Source organism: Microbacterium aureliae (genome assembly GCF_054780155.1).
Genome location: NZ_BAAGWW010000001.1, coordinates 682,375 through 693,571 on the forward strand (window position 1 = coordinate 682,375; position 11,197 = coordinate 693,571).

Genomic DNA, 11,197 nt, shown 5'->3' on the forward strand with positions numbered 1-11,197 from the left:
CCGGCCGCTACGCGGGCGCCGTGGCGGATGCCGCGGCGCGCGCGGCGCGCGGCAGGGCGTCGAGCACGACACCCAGGGCGTCGTCGTCGTGCGCCGCGGTGAGGAACCACGCCTCGAATACGCTCGGCGGCAGCGAGACCCCCGCCCCGAGCATCGCGTGGAAGAAGGGCGGGTAACGCCACGCGTCCTGATCGCGCGCGTCGTCGTAGGTGCGCACGGCGCCCTCGCGGAACGCGACCGAGAACAGGCTCCCGGCCCGCGAGATCACGTGCGGGACGCCCTCGGCCTCGAGCGCGCGCGCGAGCGCCTCGCGGACGACGGCGGCCGCGGCATCCACCCGGCGATACACCTCGGCGTCGGCCAGCTGCAGGGTCGCGATGCCGGCGGCCACGGCCAGCGGATTGCCGCTGAGGGTTCCGGCCTGGTACACCGGCCCGAGGGGGGCCAGCAGCTCCATGAGGTCGGCGCGGCCGCCGATCCCGGCCAGGGGCATGCCGCCGCCGATGACCTTGCCGAAGGTGACAAGATCGGGGATCCAGTCGCCCTCGGCCGCGCCCGCGACGACGCCGCCGCGCTCCAGGCCCCACCAGCCGGCAGGGCCCACGCGGAAGCCGGTGAGCACCTCGTCGACGATGAGGAGCGCACCGTGCGCGTGCGCCTCGTCGTGCAGGAAGCGGTTGAAGCCGGTGTCGGGGACGAGCACGCCGGCGTTGGCGCCGGCGGCCTCGGTGATGATCGCCGCGATGCGGCCCGGGTGGGCGGCGAACGCGGCGCGGACGGCGTCGCGGTCGTTGTAGGGCAGCACGAGGGTGAGGGCGGCGATGTCGGCCGGCACCCCTGCCGACCCCGGAAGCCCGAGCGTCGCGACGCCCGAGCCGGACTCGGCGAGCAGCCCGTCGGAGTGGCCGTGGTAGTGGCCGGCGAACTTGACGATCACGTCGCGCGAGGTCGCGCCGCGCGCGATCCGGATCGCGGTCATGGTCGCCTCGGTGCCGGTGGACACCATGCGCAGCCGCTCGATCCCCCGCACGCCTTCGATCGTCAGCCGGTCGATGACGGCTTCGGCGAGCTCGGTCTCGGGGGGCGTGGACGCCCCGAACGACAGGCCGTTCGCCGCCGCGCGCTGCACCGCCTCGACGACCCCCGGGTGGGCGTGGCCGAGGAGCGCCGGGCCCCACGACGCCACGAGGTCGACGTACTCGCGGCCGGTGACATCCCGCACACGGGGACCCGAGGCCCCGACGATCGACAGCGGCGTCCCGCCCACCGAGCCGAACGCGCGGACGGGCGAATTGACCCCTCCGGGGATGACGGCGCGGGCGCGGGCGGCGGCGAGGTCGTTGGTGAGCACGGTCATGCGCGGGCGATCCTTTCGGCGACCTCGATCGCCCAGTAGGTGAGCACGGCGTCGGCGCCGGCGCGGACGATGCCGACGAGGGACTCGTCGATCGCGCGCTCGCGGTCGATCCAGCCATGGGCGGCGGCGGCCTCGATCATGGCGTACTCGCCGCTGACCTGGTACGCCCACACCGGCACGGGGCTCGTCGCGGCGGCGTCGGCGAGGACGTCGAGGTAGCTCATGGCGGGCTTGACCATCACGATGTCCGCGCCCTCGGCCACGTCGAGGGCGACCTCGCGGGCGCCCTCGCGCCGGTTGGCGGGGTCGAGCTGATACGTGCGGCGGTCGCCCTGCAGCGAGGACTGCACGGCTTCGCGGAAGGGGCCGTAGAACGCCGAGGCGTACTTCGCGGCATAGGCCAGCAGCGCCACGTCGCCGTAGCCGGCGTCGTCCAGCGCCGCCCGGACCACCGCGGTCTGGCCGTCCATCATCCCCGACAGTCCGAGCAGCTGCGATCCCGACGCCGCCTGAGCGAGCGCCATGTCACGGTACCGCTCGAGGGTGGCGTCGTTGTCGACGCGGCCGGCCTCGTCCAGCACGCCGCAGTGGCCGTGGTCGGTGAACTCGTCCAGGCACAGGTCCGTCTGCACGACGAGGTCGCCGCCGACCTCGGCCGCGGCGATCTCGGTGGCGACGTTCAGGATGCCGTCGGCCGCGGTCGCGCCGCTGCCGGCGGCGTCCTTGTGCTCGGGGACGCCGAACAGCATGACGCCGCCGATGCCGGCGGCCGCGGCACGATGCAGCTCCGCCTTGAGGGTCTCGAGGGAATGCTGGACGACCCCCGGCATGGAGCCGATCGGGATCGCCGCCTCGGCCCCCTCGCGCACGAACATCGGCAGGACGAGCTGTCCGGCATCCAGCCGGGTCTCCCGCGTCAGCCGCCGCCACGCGGGCGCCGCGCGCAGCCGGCGGGCGCGGACGGCGGGGAAGGATGCGGTCATCGCTCGGTCTCCTTCTGCGGGGCGCTGTGGTGCCGGGCGGCGGACGAGGCGCCGAGCGGTGCCAGGTCGGCGGCGCCGGCGGCCAGCAGCTCCTCGGCGACGCGTTCGGCGAGCTCGAGCGCGGAGTCGTCGTCGAGGACCGCCGCGTGCGAGCTGGTCAGGCGCGCGCTGCCGTCGACGCGGTAGACGCGCGCGGTGAGGAAGAGCATGCCGTCCTCGACGAATCCGCGGGCGCCGACAGGGGCGGCGCAGCCTGCTTCGAGGCGGGCGAGGACGCCGCGCTCGGCGTCGGCGGCCAGGCGCGTGGCGGCGTGGTCGATGCGCGCGGCGAGCCGCTCGTCGCCGGTGCGCGTCTCGACGGCGAGCGCGCCCTGCGCCGGCGCGGTCGGCCAGCGGTCGAGGTCGAAGTACTCGGTGACGGCGTCGGTGCGGCCCAGGCGCGCGAGCCCCGCCGCGGCCAGCACGACGGCGTCCAGGCGCCGGTCCTCGTCGGCGGCGCCGACGCGGGCCAGGCGCGTGTCGATGTTGCCGCGGATGTCGACGAGCTCGAGGTCGGGGCGGCGGGCGGCGAGCTGCGCGCGGCGGCGCGGCGACCCGGTCCCGACGCGGGCTCCCTCGGGCAGCTCGTCGAGGGTCAGGCCGTCCCGCGCGCACAGCGCGTCGCGCGCGTCGGCGCGCTGCGGCACGGCCGCGATCGACAGCCCGGGGATCGGGGCGGTCGGCAGGTCCTTGAAGGAGTGCACGACGGCATCCACCTCGCCCGCCAGCAGCGCGTCGCGCAGGGCCGCGGCGAACACGCCGGCACCGCCGAGCGAGGCCAGCGACTCGGTGGTGCGATCCCCTTCGGACTGGATGATGACGAGCTCGCCGCCGAGCGCTTCGGCGACGGTGCCCGCCTGCGCGGTGGCCAGCGCGCTGCCGCGCGTGCCGATCCGCAACCCTCGCTCGGTCACCGCAGCACCTCGGCGACCTCGCCGGCGGGAATGAGGCGGCCGGTGAAGAACGGCACCTCTTCGCGCACGTGGCGGCGGGCCTCGGTGGCGCGCAGATAGCGCATCAGGTCGACCAGCTCCACCGGGTCGGCAGCTTCGAGGGCCAGCAGCCACTCGTAGTCGCCGAGGGCGAAGCTCGCGACGGTGTTGGACTGCACCTGCGGGTAGTCCCGGCCCTTCAGGCCGTGCTCGCGCAGCATCTCGCCGCGCTCCTCGGCCGGCAGCACGTACCACTCGTAGCTGCGGACGAACGGGTACACCGTCACCCATTCCTTGGGGGGCAGTCCGCGCGAGAAGGCGGGGGCGTGGTCGCGGCTGAACTCCGCCTCGCGGTGCACGCCCATGGCGTTCCACGTCGGCAGCAGGGGCGCGAGCTCGCGCGAGCGGCGGAGGGCCCGCAGGTCCGCCTGCAGGCCGTCGGCGGTGTGCCCGGTGAGCCACAGCAGCAGGTCGGCGTCGGCGCGCAGGCCCGACACGTCGTAAATGCCGCGCAGGCTGGGCACGTCCGCGACGACATCGGCGAGGGGTGCCGCGGCCCCGGGCTCGGCGGCGTGCGGGTCGCGGCGCAGCACGGCGAAGAGGGTGAAGTGGTCGACGGGGCGCGTCTCGTCAGGTGCGGCGGCGGCGTTGTGGGTCACGGTTCCATCCTCTCCCGTCCGGCGGCGGCCGGACTCTCCGGTGACGTCCCGAGAAGTTCCCGGGCGGTTCGTTCGGCGTGGGCCACGACGGCGGCGAGCCCCGTGCCGGCGGCGGTCTCGCCGACGGTGCGGTTCCCCCCGGCCGGCTGCCGTTCGGCGCGGCGCCAGCTCACCGAAACGGCATCCTCGATCTCGACGATCGGCACGCGCAGCAGTTCGCCGAGGTCGCGGGCGGCCAGGGCGAGCGCGTCCTCGGGCTCGCCGTCGTACGACAGCCTGACGGCGTGACGGCCGGCGAAGGCCTCGGCGACCCACTCCCACTTCGCGGTGAGGTGGGTGAGCGCGCGGGCGGCGACCCGGGGGGCGTCGCCGGCGACCAGGATGCCGGTGCCGCGGGGTGCGCGGTCGAGGCCCGGCGCGTCGAGGATCAGGGTGACGAGGGTGAGCACGCGGCCGGGCACCGAACCCGGGTCCGGCATTGCCCGCACGACCTCGCCGCGCACCGTGGCGCCGTCGACGACGAGCGCGCCGGCGTCGACGCGCGAGATCTCGGCGCCGGTCTCGATGCGGACGCCCGCGCGCTCGGCGTCGGCGGCGAGGGCGGCGGCGAGGCGGTTCATTCCGCCGCGGATGCCGGCGACCTGACTGCCGGCGGGCGCCGAGGCCCGCAGCGCGGCGACGGCGGCCGACAGCGACCCGTGCTCGAGGACGCGGGCGCGCAGGCCCGGCACGGCGGTGTCGACGGGGACGACGTCGGCGTCGGCGGAGTGGACGCCGCGGACGACGGGCCCGACGAGGCCGTCGACGACCCCGGCCCCCATGCGGGCGCGGACGAGGGCGCCGAGGGACTCGGCATCCTGCCCCACCTCGGCCGGCAGCAGCGGGTCGAGCCGCGCGCGGAGGGACGCGGCCCTGCCGATCACGCGGGCGACGTCGCGGGCGGCGGGATCGGCCGGGATGCCGAGGATGCCCGTGGCCGGCAGGGGCACGGCAGTGCCGTCCGCCCCGTGGAGCCACGCGGGCACGGGGGCGGGCGCGACGATGTCGTCCGCGAGTCCGAGTTCGCCCGCCAGCGCAGCGATGGTGCCGCCGCGCGTGGCGAAGGACTCCGCGGCGGCGTCGAGGTCCACTCCCCCGACGCGGATCGCGCTCACCTGGCCGCCGGGCGCGCCCGCGCGGTCGAAGACCCGCACGCGGCGTCCGGCGAGCGCGAGCCGGCGGGCGAGGACGAGCCCGCCGACGCCCGCGCCCGCGATGAGGACCTCAGAGGCCATGCACGAGGTCCACGATGCGGGTGAGGACGTCCGGGTCGGTCTCGGGCGGCACGCCGTGGCCGAGGTTGACGATGTGGGCGGGTGCCTCGGCGCCGCGCTCGACGACGTCGCGCACGTGACGCTCGATGAGCGGCCACGGCGCCGTGAGGAAGGCGGCGTCGATGTTGCCCTGCAGCGGCACCGTGCCGCCCAGGCGCCGGTTGGCCTCGTCCAGCGGCAGGCGCCAGTCGACCCCGACGACGTCGGCGCCGATGCCGGGGAGGACGTCGAGGACGTCGCCGAGGCCGAGCCCGAAGTGGATGCGGGGCACGTCCAGCCCCCGCAGGCTGTCGAACGCGCGGCGGGAGTGGGGGCTGACGCGGCGCACGTAGTCTTCCCGCGAGAGCGACCCCGCCCACGAGTCGAACAGCTGCACGACGCTGGCGCCGGCGAGCACCTGCGCCTTGAGGAACGCGCCGGTGACGTCGGCGCACCAGTTCAGCAGCGCCGCCCACGTCTGCGGGTCGGTGCGCATGAGCGCGCGCGTGCGCAGCTGGTCCTTCGAGGGACCGCCCTCGACCAGGTAGCTGGCGAGGGTGTACGGCGCCCCGCCGAAGCCGATGACGGGGCGGTCGCCGAGTTCGCGGGCGACGATCGCGACCGCCTCGGCGATGGGCGCGAGCGCCTCGGGCTCGAGGGGGCGAAGGCGAAGGACATCGGATGCCGTGCGCACGGGCTCGGCGACGACCGGGCCGCGGCCGGGGACGATCGTCACGTCGACGCCGGCGAGGAGCACGGGCACGACGATGTCGCTGAAGAACACCGCGGCGTCCACCCCGTGGCGGCGGACGGGCTGGAGCGTGATCTCGGCGGCCAGCGCGGGGTCCAGGCACGCGTCGAGCATGTCGATCCCGGCACGGGATGCGCGGTATTCGGGCAGCGAGCGTCCGGCCTGGCGCATGAACCACACCGGCAGCGTCTCGGGGCGGTCGCCGCGCGCGGCGCGGACGAGCGGGGAGGAGGTCGTGCGTCCCTGCGAGAGCGGGTGGTCGGCAGGAAGGGCGATCAGGGTCGAAGGCACGCGTCAAGGCTACGCGGCCCGCCTCGGTGAAGCTCTCGGGAACGACGGGTAGAATCTTCCGGTGCTCTTCTGTCTGTCGGCGAACCATCGGAACACCGAGTTCGATGTGCTCGATCGCGTGTCGCGGAGCGCCGACGCCAGTGCCGAGGGGCTCGTCGACGGGAACGACTTCGTCCGCGGCGCCGTCGTCCTGGCCACCTGCAACCGCTTCGAGGCGTACCTCGAGGTGGACGAGCCCGTCGCCGGCGGCGAGGCCCTCGCCCGCGAGGCCGTGCTCGGCGCGCTCGGCCCCCTCCCCGACGAGGACGTCGAAGCCCTCCGCTCGTCTGCGGTCGCGCTCTCGGGCGACGACGTGATCCGCCACCTGTTCGCCGTCAGCTCGGGCCTGGAGTCGATGGTGCTCGGCGAGGACGAGATCACCGGTCAGGTGCAGCGCGCACTCGCTTCGGCCCGTGCCCGCGGGACGACCACGCCGCTTCTGGAGCAGGCGTTCCAGCGTGCCGCGCACACGACGCGCGAGGTGCGGGCCACGTCGGACCTGGGCGCCGCGGGGCGCTCCCTCGCCCGCATCGCCCTGGACATGATCGACTCGCGCGTCACCGAGTGGTCGACCGTGCGGGTGCTGCTGGTCGGCACCGGCCAGTACGCCGCCACGACGATCGCCGCCCTGCAGGCGCGGGGCGCGCTCGACATCACCGTGTTCTCGTCGACGGGGCGCGCCGAGCGCTTCGCCGCCCGCTACGGCATCCGCGCCGCCGCGGATCTTCGCACCGCGATGGTGGACGCCGACGTCGTCATCACCTGCACCGCGCGCTACGTCGTCACGGCGGACGAGGTCCCCGACCACCGTCCGCGCCTGGTCATCGACCTGGGCCTTCCGCGCAACGTCGACCCGGCGGTCGCCGAGGTCCCCGGCGTCGAGCTCATCGACCTGGAGCTCATCGGCCGGCACGCCGCGCTCCCCGAGCTCGGCGGGCACGGCGCGCACGAGGTCGTCGGCTCGCGTGCGGCGACGTTCGCCGCCGAGCGGGATGCCGCCCCCGCCGTCGTCGCGGTGCGCGGTCACATCCAGGGTGTGCTCGAGCGCGAGCTCGCCCGCGTCCGCGGGACCGACACCGCCGCCGAGCAGACGCGCGCCGCCCTGCGGCACCTGGCGGGCGTGCTGTCGCACACGCCGTCCGTGCGTGCCCGGGAGTTCGCCGCGGCGGGCCGGCTGGCCGAGTACGAGGCGGCCCTCGAGACGGTCTTCGGCGTCGAGGTCGCACGGCCTGCGGCCGACGCGACAGACCTGCCGCGCGCCGCCGGCTGAACGGCGTCAGCTGCGCGACAGCGCCGCCGGGTCGGTGGTCGGCAGCAGGCACGCGAAGTCGCGGCAGTCGTAGGCTGTCGCCTCACCGCCGACGGCGGATTTGCCTGCGAGCAGGCCGAAGCCGGCATCCGTCCACTCCCCCGCCTGCGCGTCGGTGACCTGCACGACGACGTCGGCGGCGACCTCGCCGAGGGAGCGGTGGAGCGCGGACGTCGGGCTCTCGGCCACCACCACGACTTGCCGGGGCGCCCGCGCCAGCGAGGCGGCGACCCGCAGCAGCGTGCCGTAGCCGAGAGGCTGCGCGAGCGCGGCGGGGATCCACCGCCGGACGATGCGTTCGGCGACCCGGCGGTAGCGTTCGGGCCCGCCGAGCTGCCACAGCGTCAGGGCGGCGTCCGCCAGTGCCGCGGGGCCGCTGGGTTCGTCGGCGTCCGAGGCGGATGCCGGCGCGCGAACCCCCTGCGCGCTCAGCACGGGGTCGCCGCCCGTGGGCGGGCGGAGGTCGTCGTCGCCGGTCAGGCAGCGGTCGACGAGGTCGCGGGCCCGCAAGGCGTGCGACACCTCGCCGGTGGCGGCGGCGAGGGCGAGGAGTCCCGTCGCGAGCTGTCCGTGGTCGGCGAGCGTGGCGCGCGCGTCCGAGCGCGCGCCCTCGAGCGAGGCGCGCCGCAGGGTGCCGTCGGCGTCGACGTTGGCCGCGAGCACCGCGTCGGCGGCGCGTGCGGCGGCGGCGATCCATTCGGGGCGGGTGAAGCGGATGCCGGCGCGGCAGAGCGCGCCGATCGCGAGCCCGTTCCAGCCGCTGACGACTTTGCCGTCGACGGCGGGCGGGTCGAGCTCGGCGCGCGCCGCGGCGTCCCGGCGGTAGTAGCCGCCTTCGCTGCGGGCGCCGTCGATGATCGATTCGGAGTCCTGCGCCGAGGCGAAGCCGCCGGCGGGCGTGGCGAGGGTGCGGGTCAGGAACCAGGCGACGCCGTCGGCCAGGTGCGCGGTGTCTAGGCCGGCGCGGGGGCGGGTCGCGGTGAGGACGTCGAGCAGCTGGGCGTTGTCGGTGAGCATCCGCTCGTAGTGCGGAATCGTCCAGTCGCGCCGGGTGGCGTAGCGGAAGAAGCCTCCTTCGACCCCGTCGCGGAGGGGGGACCTGCTCATCGCGGCGATGGCGCGGTCGCTGACGTCGGCTGCTTCCGGGGCGAGGTCTGTCACGAGCGGATGCTGCAGGAACCGCAGCGCAGTGGCGACGGGGAACTTGGGGGCGGCGGAGCCGGGCGTGCCGAAGCCGCCGTGCTCGGGGTCTTCGAGCGCGGCGAGGGTGCGGGCGGCGGCGGCGAGGGTCGCGGCATCCGGGATCGGTTCGACTGTGTCGGCGACGGGGTCCTGCTGCAGGTCGGCGAGTGCGGCGGCGACGGCCGATGCGGTGGCGTCGACGTCGGCGCGTCGGGTGGTCCAGGCGGCGCTGACGGCGTCGAGCACCTGCGCGAACGAGGGCATGCCGGCGCGGGGTTCGGGTGGGAAGTAGGTGCCGGCGAAGAAGGGGTGGCCGTCGGGGGTGGTGAAGACGGTGAGTGGCCAGCCGAGGGATCGCGTGAACGCTGCGGCGGCGGCCATGTAGGCGGAGTCGACGTCCGGGTGTTCTTCGCGGTCGACCTTGATCGCGACGAAGCCGGCGGCGAGGGTGCCGGCGATGGCGGGGTCTTGGAAGGATTCCCGTGCCATGACATGGCACCAGTGGCAGGTGGAGTAGCCGATGGAGACCATGACGGGGACGTCACGGCGTCTCGCCTCGTCGAAGGCCGCCTGTTCCCACGGGTGCCAGGGGACCGGGTTGGTCGCGTGGGCGCGCAGGTAGGGGCTGGTCGACGAGGCGAGACGCTCGTTCACGGCCGGTGGGTGTGCCGGTGGACGGGGGTCAGTTGACCTCGTCGGGGTGGGCGCTGACGCGGCCGGAGCCGTCGCCCGGGTCCATGGCGTCGATGCCGGCGATCTGGTCGGCGGTGAGCTCGAAGTCGAGGACGTCGAGGTTCTCTTGCAGGCGTTCGCGGCGCACCGACTTCGGGAAGACGATGAAGCCCTTCTGCAGGTGCCAGCGGATGACGACCTGCGCGGGGGTCTTGCCGTGGGCGGCGGCCGCGTCTGCGACGGGTGCGGCGCCGAACAGGTCGTACTTGCCCTGTCCGAGCGGTCCCCACGATTCGATGGCGACGTCGTGTGCGGCGGCCCAGTCGGTGATGTCGCGCTGCTGGTAGGCGGGGTGCAGTTCGATCTGGTTGACGGCGGGGGTGACGCCGGTCTCGGCGACGATGCGGTCGAGGTGGGGGACGAGGTGGTTCGAGACGCCGATGCTGCGGGTGAAGCCGGCGGCGCGGATCTCGATCATCTTCTGCCACGCGTGGACGTAGTTGTCGTTGGCGGGGGTGGGCCAGTGCACGAGGTAGAGGTCGACGTGCTCGAGGCCGAGCCGCTCGAGGCTCTCGGCGATGGCCTTGTGGGGCTCGTCGCCGTCGTGGCGGTCGTTCCAGAGCTTGGTGGTGATGTAGAGGTCTTCGCGGGGGATGCCGCTGGCGGCGATGGCGGCGCCGACGCCCTCTTCGTTGCCGTAGATGGCGGCGGTGTCGATGTGGCGGTAGCCGAGTTCGAGGGCTTCGCTGACGGCGCGCTCGGCGTCGTCGGCGGGGACCTTGAACACGCCGTAGCCGAGCTGAGGGATGCGATGACCGTCGTTGAGGGTCACAGTGGGGATGCTCATCCTCACAGCCTATGCACCGGGAAGAGCCCCTGGTCGGGATCGGGCGCCTCGGGGGTGTCGGTCTGCCGTCCGCGGTTGCCGCGCCGGATGGCCCGGCCGGGACCCTTCACGGGAACCGTCGCCCACAGCGGCGGGTGCGCGAGCGGGTCGTGGTCCTGCTTGGTGTCGGGGTTCCAGCCGACGGCGCGGATGCTCTTCTCGCGGATCTCCTCGATCGCGTCGTCGAGCAGGTCGAGGGCGCCGGCGGCGAGGCGGTACCACCGCCAGCTCAGGTCGGCGCGGACGTCGACGAGCCCCGCGTCGCGGAGCAGTCGCAGGTGCTTAGAGACCGCCGTGCGGCTGATGTGGAACTCCTTGCCGATCACTTCGGCGAGCTGCCCGGACGTGTGCTCGCCGCTCGCGACGATGTCCACGAGGCGGCGGCGCACCGGCTCGGCGAGCGCCTCGAACGGGTGCATGCCCCTCCGCAGAACATGCGTCAGGTCCCACTCGTCGTCGTCTTCGGCGGTTTCGTCGTCGTCGTTTTCGGCCGCCTCGTCGTCGTCGCCCTTCTCGTCGTGGTCGCGGAACCCCTCGAAGCGCATGCGAGGACAGTACGACCGGCGCAGTCGGCCCGTCTGGGCGGCCGACCCGTCGTGGAAAGCCTGCCCGCCCGCCCTTCCTGGGGAGGACACGTCGCCCCGCCGACTCGCGCCATCGAGAACTTTCGACATCTTCTCGTTTCGCCATTGAACTTCACGCTCACGCGCTCAGCCCCTACCCCCACCCCCACCCCCAACCCCACCCACACCCCATACCCAGCCCCACCCCCATCCCCGCACAAGCGTTGGCATGTGAGCGTGAA

10 protein-coding genes are annotated in these 11,197 nt (G+C 74.7%); 1 reads left to right on the plus strand and 9 read right to left on the minus strand.

The features are described from left to right. Positions 1 to 7: 7 nt before the first annotated feature. From hemL to hemE, 6 genes are read right to left on the minus strand one after another with little or no spacing between them, the layout of a single operon-like run. Positions 8 to 1,357 carry a glutamate-1-semialdehyde 2,1-aminomutase gene (gene hemL / locus ACYVF4_RS03340; RefSeq protein WP_460719704.1) on the minus strand — a complete coding sequence of 450 codons (1,350 nt, stop codon included), beginning with the start codon at positions 1,355 to 1,357 and terminating at the stop codon, positions 8 to 10. Continuing rightward, positions 1,354 to 2,340, minus strand: a complete 987-nt coding sequence (gene hemB / locus ACYVF4_RS03345; RefSeq protein WP_460719706.1) for a porphobilinogen synthase — start codon at positions 2,338 to 2,340, stop codon at positions 1,354 to 1,356. Before hemB ends, hemL begins: the two co-directional genes overlap by 4 nt. Beyond that, positions 2,337 to 3,293 (minus strand): hydroxymethylbilane synthase, encoded by a 957-nt coding sequence (gene hemC, locus ACYVF4_RS03350; RefSeq protein WP_460719708.1) that lies wholly within the window; start codon positions 3,291 to 3,293, stop codon positions 2,337 to 2,339. The genes hemB and hemC overlap by 4 nt, the downstream gene beginning before the upstream one ends. Beyond that, positions 3,290 to 3,970: a hydrogen peroxide-dependent heme synthase gene (gene hemQ / locus ACYVF4_RS03355; RefSeq protein ID WP_460719710.1), complete on the minus strand. Its 681-nt coding sequence runs from the start codon at positions 3,968 to 3,970 to the stop codon at positions 3,290 to 3,292. Before hemQ ends, hemC begins: the two co-directional genes overlap by 4 nt. Continuing rightward, entirely contained in the window at positions 3,967 to 5,244 is a 1,278-nt protein-coding gene (locus ACYVF4_RS03360; RefSeq protein WP_460719712.1) for a protoporphyrinogen/coproporphyrinogen oxidase, read from the minus strand. The genes hemQ and ACYVF4_RS03360 overlap by 4 nt, the downstream gene beginning before the upstream one ends. Beyond that, positions 5,234 to 6,289, minus strand: a complete 1,056-nt coding sequence (gene hemE / locus ACYVF4_RS03365) for a uroporphyrinogen decarboxylase (RefSeq protein ID WP_460720752.1) — start codon at positions 6,287 to 6,289, stop codon at positions 5,234 to 5,236. The genes ACYVF4_RS03360 and hemE overlap by 11 nt, the downstream gene beginning before the upstream one ends. Before the next feature lie 76 nt (positions 6,290 to 6,365). On the opposite strand from hemE, the gene ACYVF4_RS03370 reads away from it, so the two are divergent. Further along, complete coding sequence (locus ACYVF4_RS03370) at positions 6,366 to 7,613, plus strand: glutamyl-tRNA reductase (RefSeq protein ID WP_460719714.1); 1,248 nt, start codon at positions 6,366 to 6,368, stop codon at positions 7,611 to 7,613. A 6-nt stretch (positions 7,614 to 7,619) separates the two neighbouring features. Here the strand turns inward: ACYVF4_RS03370 and ACYVF4_RS03375 are convergent, their stop codons facing one another. From ACYVF4_RS03375 to ACYVF4_RS03385, 3 genes are read right to left on the minus strand one after another with little or no spacing between them, the layout of a single operon-like run. After that, entirely contained in the window at positions 7,620 to 9,488 is a 1,869-nt protein-coding gene (locus tag ACYVF4_RS03375; RefSeq protein ID WP_460719716.1) for a thioredoxin domain-containing protein, read from the minus strand. 28 nt (positions 9,489 to 9,516) lie between these two features. Then, positions 9,517 to 10,353 (minus strand): aldo/keto reductase, encoded by an 837-nt coding sequence (locus ACYVF4_RS03380; RefSeq protein WP_460719718.1) that lies wholly within the window; start codon positions 10,351 to 10,353, stop codon positions 9,517 to 9,519. A gap of 2 nt (positions 10,354 to 10,355) precedes the next feature. Further along, positions 10,356 to 10,937, minus strand: a complete 582-nt coding sequence (locus ACYVF4_RS03385; protein WP_460719720.1) for an ArsR/SmtB family transcription factor — start codon at positions 10,935 to 10,937, stop codon at positions 10,356 to 10,358. Between the last annotated feature and the right edge of the window lie 260 nt (positions 10,938 to 11,197).

Coding starts and splice junctions, on each gene's coding strand:
- hemL (WP_460719704.1), bottom strand. CDS start 1,357: ATGACCGTGCTCACCAACGACCTCGCCGCCGCCCGCGCCCGCGCCGTC.
- hemB (WP_460719706.1), bottom strand. CDS start 2,340: ATGACCGCATCCTTCCCCGCCGTCCGCGCCCGCCGGCTGCGCGCGGCG.
- ACYVF4_RS03360 (WP_460719712.1), bottom strand. CDS start 5,244: ATGGCCTCTGAGGTCCTCATCGCGGGCGCGGGCGTCGGCGGGCTCGTC.
- ACYVF4_RS03380 (WP_460719718.1), bottom strand. CDS start 10,353: ATGAGCATCCCCACTGTGACCCTCAACGACGGTCATCGCATCCCTCAG.
- ACYVF4_RS03385 (WP_460719720.1), bottom strand. CDS start 10,937: ATGCGCTTCGAGGGGTTCCGCGACCACGACGAGAAGGGCGACGACGAC.